Origin of the sequence: Pseudomonas sp. H3(2019) (genome assembly GCF_007713465.1) — a bacterium.
Lineage (GTDB): Bacteria > Pseudomonadota > Gammaproteobacteria > Pseudomonadales > Pseudomonadaceae > Aquipseudomonas.
Map to the genome: position 1 here is coordinate 224,026 of NZ_VMSG01000001.1, position 12,547 is coordinate 236,572.

Annotated in this window: 13 protein-coding genes; 10 read left to right on the forward strand and 3 right to left on the reverse strand. The window is 60.5% G+C overall.

Annotation, left to right across the window (positions count from 1 at the left end; translation table 11 throughout):
• The first annotated feature begins 25 nt into the window (after positions 1-25).
• Both FPT12_RS01100 and FPT12_RS01105 read left to right on the forward strand, forming a co-directional pair.
• Positions 26-691, forward strand: a complete 666-nt coding sequence (locus tag FPT12_RS01100) for a fumarylacetoacetate hydrolase family protein (RefSeq protein WP_145014263.1) — start codon at positions 26-28, stop codon at positions 689-691.
• Positions 681-1,592: an SdiA-regulated domain-containing protein gene (locus FPT12_RS01105; protein ID WP_371922471.1), complete on the forward strand. Its 912-nt coding sequence runs from the start codon at positions 681-683 to the stop codon at positions 1,590-1,592. The genes FPT12_RS01100 and FPT12_RS01105 overlap by 11 nt, the downstream gene beginning before the upstream one ends.
• 128 nt (positions 1,593-1,720) lie before the next feature.
• Here the strand turns inward: FPT12_RS01105 and rpiA are convergent, their stop codons facing one another.
• Positions 1,721-2,395 (reverse strand): ribose-5-phosphate isomerase RpiA, encoded by a 675-nt coding sequence (rpiA, locus tag FPT12_RS01110; protein WP_145014265.1) that lies wholly within the window; start codon positions 2,393-2,395, stop codon positions 1,721-1,723.
• Between the two features lie 255 nt (positions 2,396-2,650).
• On the opposite strand from rpiA, the gene ilvA reads away from it, so the two are divergent.
• Both ilvA and FPT12_RS01120 read left to right on the forward strand, forming a co-directional pair.
• Positions 2,651-4,165 (forward strand): threonine ammonia-lyase, biosynthetic, encoded by a 1,515-nt coding sequence (gene ilvA / locus FPT12_RS01115; protein WP_145014266.1) that lies wholly within the window; start codon positions 2,651-2,653, stop codon positions 4,163-4,165.
• Between the two features lie 39 nt (positions 4,166-4,204).
• Positions 4,205-4,630 (forward strand): DUF2269 family protein, encoded by a 426-nt coding sequence (locus tag FPT12_RS01120; protein WP_145014267.1) that lies wholly within the window; start codon positions 4,205-4,207, stop codon positions 4,628-4,630.
• Between the two features lie 119 nt (positions 4,631-4,749).
• Here FPT12_RS01120 and FPT12_RS01125 read toward each other — a convergent pair whose 3' ends face one another.
• On the reverse strand, positions 4,750-5,406 hold the full coding sequence (locus FPT12_RS01125) for an HAD family phosphatase (protein WP_145014268.1): 657 nt from the start codon (positions 5,404-5,406) through the stop codon (positions 4,750-4,752).
• Between the two features lie 144 nt (positions 5,407-5,550).
• On the opposite strand from FPT12_RS01125, the gene FPT12_RS01130 reads away from it, so the two are divergent.
• Together FPT12_RS01130 and ptsP are read left to right on the forward strand one after the other, a co-directional pair.
• Positions 5,551-6,030 carry an RNA pyrophosphohydrolase gene (locus FPT12_RS01130; protein WP_008064982.1) on the forward strand — a complete coding sequence of 160 codons (480 nt, stop codon included), beginning with the start codon at positions 5,551-5,553 and terminating at the stop codon, positions 6,028-6,030.
• Between the two features lie 22 nt (positions 6,031-6,052).
• The gene (gene ptsP, locus FPT12_RS01135; RefSeq protein ID WP_054594514.1) at positions 6,053-8,332 is read left to right on the forward strand and encodes a phosphoenolpyruvate--protein phosphotransferase; all 2,280 of its coding nucleotides are present in this window, start codon (positions 6,053-6,055) and stop codon (positions 8,330-8,332) included.
• A 110-nt stretch (positions 8,333-8,442) separates the two neighbouring features.
• Here the strand turns inward: ptsP and FPT12_RS01140 are convergent, their stop codons facing one another.
• Complete coding sequence (locus FPT12_RS01140; protein ID WP_145014269.1) at positions 8,443-9,189, reverse strand: NRDE family protein; 747 nt, start codon at positions 9,187-9,189, stop codon at positions 8,443-8,445.
• A gap of 124 nt (positions 9,190-9,313) precedes the next feature.
• Between FPT12_RS01140 and FPT12_RS01145 the strand changes: the two genes are divergently transcribed.
• From FPT12_RS01145 to FPT12_RS01160, 4 genes are all read left to right on the forward strand, one after another.
• Positions 9,314-10,096: a sulfite exporter TauE/SafE family protein gene (locus tag FPT12_RS01145; protein ID WP_145014270.1), complete on the forward strand. Its 783-nt coding sequence runs from the start codon at positions 9,314-9,316 to the stop codon at positions 10,094-10,096.
• Between the two features lie 98 nt (positions 10,097-10,194).
• The gene (gene lgt, locus FPT12_RS01150; protein ID WP_145014271.1) at positions 10,195-11,010 is read left to right on the forward strand and encodes a prolipoprotein diacylglyceryl transferase; all 816 of its coding nucleotides are present in this window, start codon (positions 10,195-10,197) and stop codon (positions 11,008-11,010) included.
• 63 nt (positions 11,011-11,073) lie between these two features.
• Positions 11,074-12,045, forward strand: a complete 972-nt coding sequence (locus FPT12_RS01155) for a thymidylate synthase (protein WP_145014272.1) — start codon at positions 11,074-11,076, stop codon at positions 12,043-12,045.
• 196 nt (positions 12,046-12,241) lie between these two features.
• On the forward strand, positions 12,242-12,445 hold the full coding sequence (locus FPT12_RS01160) for a co-regulatory protein PtrA N-terminal domain-containing protein (RefSeq protein WP_145014273.1): 204 nt from the start codon (positions 12,242-12,244) through the stop codon (positions 12,443-12,445).
• Positions 12,446-12,547 lie beyond the last annotated feature (102 nt).

The following is a 12,547-nucleotide window of genomic DNA, read 5'->3' on the forward strand; positions in this document are numbered from 1 at the left end:
TGAATCAATAAGGCAGGAGTCGGTAATGAGCTATCAGCACCAGTATGTCGACGGTACACGTATTCATTTCCCGGTCGGGAAAGTGGTGTGCATCGGGCGTAACTACGCCGAACACGCCAAGGAACTGGATAACCCGGTGCCGACCGAGCCGCTGTTGTTCATCAAGCCGGGCAGTTGCGTGGTCGCGCTGGAAGGTGGTTTTGCGATTCCGACCGAGCGTGGTTCAGTCCACTATGAAGCGGAAATCGCCGTGTTGATCGGCAAGCCGTTGTCGACCAGGCCAAGCCGCGAAGAAGTGCTGGACGCGATCTCCGGGTTTGCGCCGGGGCTGGACCTGACCTTGCGCGACAAACAGGCCGAGCTGAAATCCAAAGGCCTGCCATGGGAAATCGCCAAGTCGTTCGACGGCGCCTGCGTGCTGGCGCCGTTCGTGGTCAGCAGCACCTTCCCGGACCTGACCGACATCGGTATTCGCCTGACCATCAACGGTGAAGTTCGCCAGGACGGCAACAGCAGCTTGATGCTCAACCCGATCGTGCCAATGATCCAGTACATGGCGGGCTGCTTCTCGCTGCAAGCCGGTGATGTGATCATGACAGGCACGCCGGCTGGCGTCGGCCCGCTGAACGTTGGCGATGAGCTGGTGCTGGAACTGCCAGGCGCCGGCAGCTTCAAGAGCAGTGTTCGCTAAACCACAAAGCCGGGCCCTGATCGTGCTCTTCGCTGCAGTCGTGGCGTTGGGCGCGGCCGGGCAGCATTATTGTTTGTTCGAGCGCGGCTGGTTCAACCTGCAAGCCTGGTTGCACCCGGCCGACGGCCCGTCCATGGCACTCAACGATTACCAGGTGGTTGTCGAGGCGAAGGTCATCGAAGGGCTGGCCGCTGATGTTTCGGCACTGACCTTCGATCCTGTGCGCAACAGCCTGTTCACCGTGACCAATCAAAACCCCGAATTGCTCGAACTGTCCCTCGACGGGCGAATCCTGCGCCGCGTGACGCTGATCGGCTTTGGCGACCCGGAAGCGGTGGAATTCATCAGTGCTGATACCTATGTGATCACCGATGAATATCAGCAGCGCCTGATCAAGATTCATCTGAAGGATCAAACGACGTTTCTGGACGCTGCGGAGGCCGAGCAGCTGACCCTTGGCGTGCACATGAACAGCAATAAGGGCTTTGAAGGCGTGGCCTACGATTCGGTGGGCAAGCGGCTGTTCGTCGCCAAGGAGCGCGACCCGATGCTGATCTACGAAGTGCAGGGCTTCCCGCATTACAACCCGGAGAAGTCCTATGCGGTGCACGTGATCAACAACCCCGAGCGCGATGCCGGGTTGTTCGTGCGCGACCTGTCGAGCCTGCAATACGACAAGCGCAGCGGCCATTTGCTGGCGCTGTCGGATGAGTCGCATCTGGTGCTGGAACTGGATGTCGACGGTCGGCCGTTAAGCACGATGTCACTGAGCAAGGGGCGTCAGGGCTTGCAGAAGACAGTGCCGCAAGCAGAAGGGATCGCCATGGACGGCAGCGGCACTATGTACCTGGTCAGCGAGCCCAACCTGTTTTACGTCTTCAAAAAGCCACCACAACCCTGATCAACACCACACGACCCCTGTGGGAGCGAGCCTGCTCGCGATGAGGCCAGCACACTCAACATCGATGTTGAATGACCGACCGCTATCGCGAGCAGGCTCGCTCCCACAGTTTTGATTGTGTATTGGGCTTATTGGGCGCGCAGGGTCTTCACGCCTTCGCTCGTGCCGAGCAGCAGCAAGTCTGCCGGACGGGCAGCGAACAGGCCGTTGGTGACCACGCCGACGATGGCGTTGATTTGAGTCTCGAGTTCGACCGGGTTGGTGATCTGCATGTTGAACACGTCGAGGATGATGTTGCCGTTGTCGGTCAGTACACCTTCACGGTAAACCGGATCGCCGCCCAGTTTCACCAGCTCGCGGGCCACGTGGCTGCGGGCCATCGGGATCACTTCGACCGGGAGTGGGAAAGTGCCCAGGACCGGCACCAGTTTGCTGGCGTCGGCGATGCAGATGAACGTCTTGGCCACGGCTGCAACGATCTTCTCGCGGGTCAGGGCGGCGCCACCGCCCTTGATCAGGTTCAGGTGCTCATCGCTTTCATCGGCGCCGTCGACGTAGAACTCCAGGTCGCTGACGGTGTTGAGCTCATACACCGGAATCCCATGGCCCTTGAGGCGTGCGGCGGTGGCTTCGGAACTGGCAACCGCGCCGTCGAACGCGCCCTTGTGCAGGGCCAGTGCGTCGATGAAGCAGTTGGCAGTGGAGCCGGTGCCGACCCCGACGATGCTCTTGTCGTCGAGTTTTGGAAGGATGAAATCGACGGCGGCCTGGGCCACTGCCTGTTTGAGTTGATCCTGGGTCATGCTGGCTCCGAAAGCGGGCAAGGGGAACTGAAGGCCGGCATTATAGGCTGCGGGGCAGGGAAGGTCATTGCCCGATTGGCAGGTCAAAAGATCGCAGCCTGCGGCGGCTCCTATGGCGCGCTCACTGACATGTGGAGCTGCCGAAGGCTGCGATCTTTTCCGACGGCCTTAAAACCACCTGTTTAGTGTGGTCGCACGGGCAAAAGCCGGGTTAGACTCCTTGGCCCTGCCCAACTCGCTCAGTGATGCTTTCCGATGCTCGAACAGTACGTCAAAAAGATCCTCACCTCGCGCGTTTATGACGTTGCCGTAGAAACCCCATTGCAGACTGCTCGCCAGCTCTCCGAGCGGTTGGGCAATACTATTTGGCTCAAGCGCGAAGACTTGCAGCCGGTGTTCTCGTTCAAGATTCGCGGCGCTTACAACAAGCTGACCCAATTGAGCGATGAAGAGCGCGCCCGTGGCGTGGTCACCGCCTCGGCAGGTAACCATGCGCAGGGCCTGGCGCTCGCGGCCAAGGTGTTGGGCGTGAAAGCGACCATCGTCATGCCCAAGACCACCCCCGAGATCAAGGTCGAAGGCGTGCGTTCGCGCGGCGGCAAAGTAGTACTGCACGGGGATTCCTTCCCGGAAGCCCTGGCCTATTCGCTGAAACTGGTCGACGAAAAGGGTTACGTCTACATCCACCCTTACGATGATCCGCACACCATTGCCGGGCAGGGCACCGTGGCGATGGAGATTCTGCGCCAGCACCCGGGCCCGCTTGATGCGATTTTCGTCCCGGTGGGCGGTGGCGGCCTGATCGCCGGGATCGCCGCGTACGTGAAGTACCTGCGGCCCGAGATCAAGATCATCGGCGTCGAGCCGGACGACTCCAACTGCCTGCAAGCGGCCATGGCGGCCGGTGAGCGCGTGGTTCTGCCGACCGTCGGGCTCTTTGCCGATGGTGTGGCGGTGGCGCAGATCGGCCAGCACACCTTCGACATCTGCAAGGATTACGTCGATGAGGTGATTACCGTCAGCACGGATGAGATCTGTGCGGCAATCAAGGATATCTACGACGATACCCGCTCGATCACCGAGCCTGCCGGCGCCTTGGGCGTAGCGGGGATCAAGAAGTACGTCGAGTTGCGCGGTGTAACCGGGCAGACCCTGGTGGCCATCGACTCCGGCGCCAACGTCAACTTCGACCGCCTGCGCCACGTCGCCGAGCGCGCCGAGCTGGGTGAAGGTCGTGAAGCGATCATCGCCGTGACGATCCCGGAGAAACCGGGCAGCTTCAAGGCGTTTTGCGAAGCCATCGGCAAACGCCAGATCACCGAATTCAATTACCGCTACAACACCGGCAGCGAAGCGCACATCTTTGTTGGGGTGCAGACGCACCCGGAAAACGATCCGCGCAGTGCGCTGCTCGCCAGTCTGACCGAGCAGGGCTTCCCGGTGCTCGACCTGACCGACAACGAGCTGGCCAAGTTGCACATTCGCCACATGGTCGGCGGTCGTGCGGCGCATGTCGTCGACGAAGTGGTGTTGCGCTTCGAGTTCCCGGAGCGTCCTGGAGCGTTGTTCAACTTCCTCAACAAGCTCGGCGGGCGCTGGAACATCTCGATGTTCCACTACCGCAACCACGGCGCGGCCGATGGTCGGGTGGTCGCCGGTCTGCAAGTGCCGCATGAAGAGCGTCATCTGGTGCCGGCGGCGCTGGCAGAAATCGGTTACCCGTATTGGGATGAGAGCGACAACCCGGCGTATAAGCTGTTCCTCGGCTGAGCGTCTACGCTGATAGGCAATCTATAAGGAGATCGAACCATGGAAACGTTAACCGCCCTGAAAGTGGCCCATGTCCTGGCAGCGGTGCTGTTGCTGGTCGGTGCGCTGGGTCTGGCGATCTGGGTCTGGCGCACGCGCCGCAACGGTGACGCGACGGCGCCCGCGCGCATCTTGCAGCGGCCACGGGTGTTTGTCTGGCTGGTGATGGGCCTGGCGTTGCTGAGCATTCCATTTACGGGATGGGGGATGGTGCATCTGGTAGGCTGGCCGCTGGGGCAGACCTGGATTCTGGCTTCCAGCCTGATCTACGCCGTCGGCGCGCTGGCGGTGTTCTGGCTGCTGGTGCGGCTGAACAAGCTGCGCACTATGCCGGGAGGCAACGGCAAATTTACCTTCGCCTTGGCACTGTTCAGTTTTGTCTGCTTTATCGCGATTGCCGGGTTGATGGACGCCAAGCCGGTCTGACTACTGATCGTTCCCATGCTCTGCGTGGGAATGCAGCCCTCGACGCTCCGCGTCGGTGACGCGGAGCGTCACAGGAGGCGTTACCACGCAGAGCGTGGGAACGATCGGTTACTGTGTATTCAGTCGCGCAGAGTGATCACTGGCCAGCCGCGTTTCTGTGCTTCGGCGCGCAAATTCGGGTCCGGGTCCACGGCCACCGGGTTTGCCACTTCCTCCAGTAACGCCAGGTCATTCATCGAATCGCTATAGAAATAGCTGTCTTCGAGCGACATGCCGGTCTCTTCCAGCCAACGATTCAAGCGCGTCACCTTGCCTTCACGGAAGCACGGCACGTCAGTGCTGCGTCCGGTGTAGCGGCCGTCGATCATTTCGCATTCGGTGGCAATCAGGGTTTCAACGCCCAGACGCTGGGCAATGGGACCTGTGACGAAGCGGTTGGTGGCGGTGATGATCACCAGTTTGTCACCGGCCGCCCGGTGCCTGGCCAGCAACTCGAGTCCCTTGGACAATACGATCGGCTCGATGCAATCGCGCATGTAGTCGCGATGCCATTCGTCCAGCAGGGTCATCTCGGTACGGCCGAGGATTTCCAGGCAAAAGTTCAGGTACTCGGCCTGGTCCAGCTTGCCGGCCAGGTAGTCCTGGTAGAACTCGTCGTTGCGTGTTTTGTAGGCGACGGCATCGAGCAAGCCGCGTTCGCACAGGTAATCGCCCCACGCGTGATCGCTGTCGCCGCCCAAAAGTGTGTTGTCCAAGTCGAATAAAGCCAGACGCATTTGCAGTTACTCGCTGAAAAGTCTGTAAAAAGGCCTCCAGAATACGGTCTTTTCACAAGAGTGCACATAACGTAGGAAGCTTCGTTGCCGCCTTCACAACCTTTGTGGAACAATGCGACGACATGCGTTTGCGAGGTTGTTGCCGTGATCGACCCCGATGGTTTCCGCCCCAATGTCGGGATCATTCTCACGAATGATGCCGGCCAGGTGCTATGGGCTCGCCGTATCAATCAAGATGCCTGGCAGTTTCCTCAAGGTGGTATCAACCCTCAGGAGACGCCGGAAGACGCCTTGTACCGCGAGTTGAACGAAGAAGTGGGTCTGGAGCGCGAAGATGTTGAAATTCTCGCCTGCACCCGGGGCTGGTTGCGCTATCGTTTGCCGCAACGCCTGGTCAGAACGCACAGCCAACCGCTGTGCATCGGCCAGAAACAGAAATGGTTTCTCCTGCGCCTGGTCTCCAATGAGCAGCGGGTGCGGATGGATTTGACCGGTAAACCGGAATTCGATGGCTGGCGCTGGGTCAGTTATTGGTATCCGTTGGGCCAGGTGGTGACATTCAAGCGCGAGGTTTATCGCCGCGCTCTCAAAGAGCTTGCCCCGCGCCTTTTAGCGCGCGACTGACGACGGAGTTCGACCCCGAGCCATGCTCAATACGCTGCGCAAGATCGTCCAGGAAGTTAACTCCGCCAAGGATCTCAAGGCGGCGTTGGGGATTATTGTGTTGCGCGTCAAAGAGGCCATGGGCAGCCAGGTCTGCTCGGTCTACCTGCTCGACCCTGAAACCAACCGCTTCGTGCTGATGGCCACCGAGGGCTTGAACAAGCGCTCGATCGGCAAGGTCAGCATGGCGCCCAACGAAGGTCTGGTTGGCCTGGTCGGCACGCGTGAAGAACCCCTCAACCTCGAAAACGCCGCGGATCACCCGCGCTATCGCTACTTCGCCGAAACCGGTGAAGAGCGTTATGCCTCGTTCCTCGGAGCCCCGATCATTCACCACCGCCGCGTTGTCGGCGTGTTGGTCATCCAGCAAAAAGAACGTCGCCAGTTCGACGAAGGTGAAGAAGCCTTCCTGGTGACCATGAGCGCCCAGCTCGCGGGCGTTATCGCCCACGCCGAGGCCACGGGTTCGATCCGTGGTCTGGGGCGTCAGGGCAAGGGCATTCAGGAAGCAAAGTTTGTTGGCGTTCCCGGCTCGCCCGGTGCGGCGGTCGGTACCGCGGTGGTTATGTTGCCGCCAGCCGATCTGGACGTGGTGCCCGACAAGACCATCGCTGATATCGAAGCAGAGCTGGGGTTGTTCAAGACCGCCATCGAAGGCGTACGCGCCGACATGCGCGCGCTGTCCGCCAAGCTCGCCACGCAATTGCGGCCGGAAGAGCGGGCGCTGTTCGACGTCTACCTGATGATGCTCGACGACGCTTCGCTGGGCAGCGAAGTGACCACCGTGATCAAGACCGGCCAATGGGCCCAGGGCGCACTGCGTCAGGTGGTCACCGATCACGTCAACCGTTTCGAATTGATGGACGACGCCTACCTGCGTGAACGTGCCTCGGACGTCAAGGACCTTGGCCGACGCCTGCTGGCTTACTTGCAGGAAGAGCGTCAGCAGACCCTGGTCTATCCCGACAACACCATTCTGATCAGCGAAGAACTGACGCCGGCGATGCTCGGCGAGGTGCCGGAAGGCAAGCTGGTGGGGTTGGTGTCGGTACTCGGTTCCGGCAACTCCCACGTGGCGATCCTGGCGCGAGCCATGGGCATCCCGACGGTGATGGGCCTGGTCGATCTGCCGTATTCCAAGGTCGACGGCATCCAGATGATCGTCGACGGTTACCACGGCGAGGTCTACACCAACCCGAGTGACGTGCTGCGCAAGCAGTTCGCCGACGTGGTCGAAGAAGAGAAGCAACTGGCGCTGGGGCTGGATGCACTGCGCGACTTGCCGTGTGTGACGATCGACGGTCACCGCATGCCGCTGTGGGTCAACACCGGCCTGCTGGCGGATGTGGCACGGGCGCAGAAGCGTGGTGCCGAAGGCGTGGGTCTGTACCGCACCGAAGTGCCGTTCATGATCAATCAGCGCTTTCCGAGCGAAAAGGAGCAGCTGGCGATTTATCGCGAGCAACTCGCCGCCTTCCATCCGCAACCGGTAACCATGCGCAGCCTGGACATCGGCGGCGACAAGTCACTGTCGTACTTCCCGATCAAGGAAGACAACCCGTTCCTCGGCTGGCGCGGGATTCGCGTGACCCTCGACCACCCGGAAATCTTCCTGGTACAGACCCGCGCCATGCTCAAGGCCAGTGAAGGCCTGAACAACCTGCGCATTTTGCTGCCGATGATCTCTGGCACGCATGAGCTGGAAGAAGCCCTGCACCTGATTCACCGCGCCTGGGGTGAAGTGCGCGACGAAGGCACCGACGTGCCGATGCCGCCAGTTGGCGTGATGATCGAGATTCCCGCAGCGGTGTACCAGACCAAGGAACTGGCACGGCAGGTGGACTTCCTGTCGGTCGGCTCCAACGACCTGACCCAGTACCTGCTGGCCGTGGACCGTAACAACCCGCGGGTAGCCGATCTTTACGACTACCTGCACCCGGCGGTGCTGCAAGCCCTGCAAACCGTGGTGCGCGATGCACATGCCGAAGGCAAGCCGGTGAGTATCTGCGGCGAGATGGCCGGTGACCCGGCGGCGGCGGTGCTGTTGATGGCGATGGGCTTCGACAGCCTGTCGATGAACGCCACCAACTTGCCGAAAGTGAAGTGGATGCTGCGCCAGATCAACCTGAGCTGGGCCAGGGATCTGCTCGCCGAGCTGATGACCATCGACAACCCGCAAGTGATCCACAGCTCGCTGCAACTGGCGCTGAAGAACCTTGGGTTGGCGCGGATGATCAATCCGGCAGCGATCAAGCCTCTCTAGCGTGTACTGATCATGCCCACGCTCTGCGTGGGCATGCAGCCCTCGACGCTCTGCGTCGGTGACGCGGAGCGTCACAGGAGGCGTTACCACGCAGAGCGTGGGAACGATCGTTAAAGCCTGATCTCCACTTCCCCAAGATGCCCGCCATACGGCCCGAAACTTCGTTCAACCATATGCCGCGTCCCGTCCGCTCGCACAATCAGCGCGGTACTCGCTCGCGTGCCATAGGTGGGGCTGGCAATAAACACGCTCGACAACAAATTCTCGGTCGCCAGCCCGACCCCGGTATCCGGCAAGTCGGCGAACGGCGCCGTTTGCGGGTCGCCTAAAAGCGCCAATAAAGCCTGCGGCTGCGGGTCGGCCAGTACTTCACTCAACGCCGCCTTGGCCTTGAGCACTTTCGGCCACGGCGTATCAAGCCCGGCATTCGACAATCCATAGATGCCTGATTGCAGTTTGCCTGGCCCAGGCGTGCGCGCGTTGTAATGCCACAGCTCATGACGATTGCCGATCAGCAGATTAAACCCGGCATATTCCGGTGATCTGTCGACAACGTCGGCCAAATACTGATCAATCGGCAAGTCGCCGGTGAGAAACCGTGCCACCAGCTCGCCGCGTGATTTGCGCGCCGGCGGCTGGTGCGGGTCGCGGATATTGGTCAGTGCGGCAAAGCGCCCGTCGGCGCCAATGCCCAGCCAGGTGCCACCCGCTTCCAGGTCGCGTCCGGCGTACACCTCTGGCGTTTCGGGCCATTGCGCCAGCGGCAGGCTGGGGCGTGCATAAAACTCGTCGCGGTTGGCCGCAACGATCAGCGGCGTGGCGTGACCCGGCCGCCAGGCGAAGACGATCAAGCACATGGGGTTATCCCTCTTGGCTTTTTTTGCTCACTTTACGCATAGAGCTGGCGGGTATCCATCGCCATCCAGTGGAGCTTGAGGCCATGCATCCGTTACCATGCCGCACTTATTTCGGGGGGCAGTCATGGAATTTCCGCTCTATCTGCTGCTGGGTGCCTGTGCCGGCGTGCTGGCCGGGCTGTTTGGGGTGGGCGGCGGGATCATCATCGTCCCGGTACTGGTGTTCAGTTTCACCTTGCAGGGTTTTGATGTGTCAGTGCTGACTCACCTGGCCGTCGGAACGTCGTTGGCGACGATCATCTTCACGTCAGTCAATGCGGTGCGCGAACATCATCTGAAAGGCGCGGTGCGCTGGCCGATTTTTGTCTGGATGACCGTCGGGATTCTGATCGGCGCGGGTTTTGGCGCGCTGACGGCCGAAGCCATCTCGGGACCGCATTTGCAGAAGATCATCGGCGTGTTCGCGTTGGTCATTGCCTTGCAGCTGGCGCTGGAGGTCAAGCCCAAGGCCAGCCGAACGGTGCCCGGCAAATTCGGCCTGACCCTGGCCGGCAGTGTGATCGGTTGGGCTTCGGCGATTTTCGGGGTCGGCGGAGGCTCGCTGACAGTGCCGTTTCTGACCTGGCGCAGTGTGCCGATGCAGCAAGCCGTGGCCACGTCTTCGGCCTGCGGTCTGCCGATTGCGCTCGTCAGTGCATTAAGTTTCATGATTTTGGGCTGGCACGATCCACGCCTGCCGGCTCATAGTCTCGGGTTCATTTATTTACCGGCGCTGTTGGGCATTGCCCTGACCAGCATGGTCTTTGCCCGCATCGGTGCGCGACTGGCCCACAAGCTGTCGCCACGTTTGCTGAAAAGGCTGTTTGCCGCTTTGTTGTTTGTCGTGGGTTTGAGCTTTTTGCTTTGAGCTCTTTTTGCCGGGAACAGCGACACAATCCTGGCTTAATCCAGGCGTGGCACGGTCGCGTCAGGAATTTTACGTTTCAACTCTAACGAGGAGTCGCAATGCTGCCTTACCCGCAGATTGACCCGGTGGCCCTGGCCATCGGCCCGCTGAAAATCCACTGGTACGGTCTGATGTACCTGATCGGCATCGGCGGCGCCTGGATGCTGGCATCGCGTCGGCTGAACCGCTTCGACCCGACCTGGACCAAGGAGAAGCTCTCCGACATGATCTTCTGGATGTCGATGGGGGTGATTGTCGGCGGCAGGCTCGGGTATGTGCTGTTTTACGATTTGAGTGCTTACCTGGCCAGCCCGACCTTGATTTTTGAAGTGTGGAAGGGCGGCATGTCGTTCCACGGCGGGTTCATCGGCGTGATGCTGGCGGCCCTGTGGTTCGGTAGAAAGAATGGCAAGTCGTTCTTCCAGCTGATGGACTTCGTCGCACCGATGGTGCCGATCGGCCTGGGTGCCGGGCGTATCGGTAACTTCATCAACGCCGAGTTGTGGGGCAAGCCGACCGACCTGCCGTGGGCAATGATCTTCCCGCCGTTCAGCGACCCGGCACAGCTGCCGCGTCATCCGTCGCAGCTGTATCAGTTCGCGCTGGAAGGTGTGGCGCTGTTCCTGATCCTCTGGTTGTTCTCGCGCAAGCCGCGGCCGACCATGGCCGTGTCCGGGATGTTCACGCTGTTCTACGGTATTTTCCGATTCATCGTCGAATTCGTCCGCGTGCCGGACGCGCAGTTGGGCTATCTGGCCTGGAACTGGCTGACCATGGGCCAGGTCCTGTGCGTACCGATGATCCTTGCCGGTCTGTTCCTGATCTGGCTGGCTTATCACCGTGCTCCGGCGGCTCCGGTTGCCCCGACAGCTTAAGCCGTCGCGCTCTACATTCGAATCCCGGGGCTTTGGTCCCGGGTTCAAGGACACAGGTAACTCATGAAGCAATATCTCGATCTGGTCGCCCACGTCATCAAGAACGGCACCAAGCAAGCCAACCGTACCGGTGTGAACACCATCAGCTTTCCCGGTGCGATGCTGCGCTATGACCTGAAAGAAGGTTTCCCGGCGATCACTACCCGCAAGATGGCGTTCAAATCGGCTATCGGCGAGATGGTCGGTTTCCTGCGAGGTGTGAACAACGCGGCGGAGTTCCGCGCGTTGGGCTGCAAGGTCTGGGACCAGAATGCCAATGAAAACGCCCAGTGGCTGGCCAACCCGTTCCGTCAGGGCGACGACGACCTGGGCGAGATCTACGGCGTGCAATGGCGCAAATGGCCGGCGTACAAGCAGATTCCGGTCAGCAACCAGGCGGCTATCGAGCAGACCCTGAGCCAGGGCTATCGGCAGATCGCTGAAGGTGAAGAAGACGGCCAGGCCTATGTGGTGCTGTACAAGGCGATCGACCAGATTCGCCAGTGCGTCGACACCATCATCAAGGACCCGGGCAGCCGCCGTATCCTGTTCCACGGCTGGAACTGCGCCCAGCTCGATGAAATGGCCCTGCCGCCGTGCCATCTGCTGTATCAGTTTCACCCGAATGTCGAGACCAAAGAGATTTCCCTGACGCTCTACATCCGCTCCAACGACCTGGGCCTGGGCACACCGTTCAACCTCACCGAAGGTGCCGCGCTGCTGAGCCTGATTGGTCGCCTGACCGGTTACACGCCGCGCTGGTTCACCTATTTCATCGGTGACGCCCACGTCTACGAGAACCACCTGGACATGCTCAACGAACAGCTCAAGCGCGAGCCGTTCCCGATGCCAAAACTGGTGATTTCCGACCGCGTGCCGGAGTTCGCCAAGACCGGCGTGTACCAGCCGGAGTGGCTGGAACAGATCGAGCCGAGCGACTTTTCGCTGGAAGGTTACGAACACCACGCGCCAATGACCGCGCCAATGGCGGTCTAGTCCCCTCCGATCGTTCCCACGCAGAGCGTGGGAACGATCAGCGATGAGCGATCCAGCATCAGCGCCGCGAATCTAAAAGCCTACATGTCAGAAAATTCATCTCCCGGGGAAAGGGTCGATAAATAGCGCCCTATAGGATGAGCTCCAGTCAGGCCAATACAGGGTCTGGCAGAACCCAACTACTGGAGAGTTCCCGATGAAATCCCTGAAAGCTCTTTTGGTCGTTTCCCTGATGTGCGCTTCTGTAGCTGCGATGGCTGAAGGCGGCGGCGACAAGGTTCAGGCCCGAATGGACGCGGCACGCGATGTGGCGATGGTTCACTATCAGCAGTCTGAACATGCGCAGGCTGTAGCAAGCAGTCAGAAAGCCCAGTCCGACACTGTCGAACGCTCGAATTGACGGCGGGTTTTACCCAGTTGCTGACGTGCCGTGTGGCAGCAGGACTTGTGGCAAAACAGGTGTCAAACGCCTGAAGCCCGGATGGCGGGGTGCTCCGACTAT

Coding starts and splice junctions, on each gene's coding strand:
- FPT12_RS01120 (WP_145014267.1), top strand. CDS start 4,205: ATGGAAACGTTAACCGCCCTGAAAGTGGCCCATGTCCTGGCAGCGGTG.
- FPT12_RS01100 (WP_145014263.1), top strand. CDS start 26: ATGAGCTATCAGCACCAGTATGTCGACGGTACACGTATTCATTTCCCG.
- FPT12_RS01125 (WP_145014268.1), bottom strand. CDS start 5,406: ATGCGTCTGGCTTTATTCGACTTGGACAACACACTTTTGGGCGGCGAC.
- rpiA (WP_145014265.1), bottom strand. CDS start 2,395: ATGACCCAGGATCAACTCAAACAGGCAGTGGCCCAGGCCGCCGTCGAT.
- FPT12_RS01140 (WP_145014269.1), bottom strand. CDS start 9,189: ATGTGCTTGATCGTCTTCGCCTGGCGGCCGGGTCACGCCACGCCGCTG.
- FPT12_RS01145 (WP_145014270.1), top strand. CDS start 9,314: ATGGAATTTCCGCTCTATCTGCTGCTGGGTGCCTGTGCCGGCGTGCTG.
- ilvA (WP_145014266.1), top strand. CDS start 2,651: ATGCTCGAACAGTACGTCAAAAAGATCCTCACCTCGCGCGTTTATGAC.
- FPT12_RS01160 (WP_145014273.1), top strand. CDS start 12,242: ATGAAATCCCTGAAAGCTCTTTTGGTCGTTTCCCTGATGTGCGCTTCT.
- FPT12_RS01155 (WP_145014272.1), top strand. CDS start 11,074: ATGAAGCAATATCTCGATCTGGTCGCCCACGTCATCAAGAACGGCACC.
- ptsP (WP_054594514.1), top strand. CDS start 6,053: ATGCTCAATACGCTGCGCAAGATCGTCCAGGAAGTTAACTCCGCCAAG.
- lgt (WP_145014271.1), top strand. CDS start 10,195: ATGCTGCCTTACCCGCAGATTGACCCGGTGGCCCTGGCCATCGGCCCG.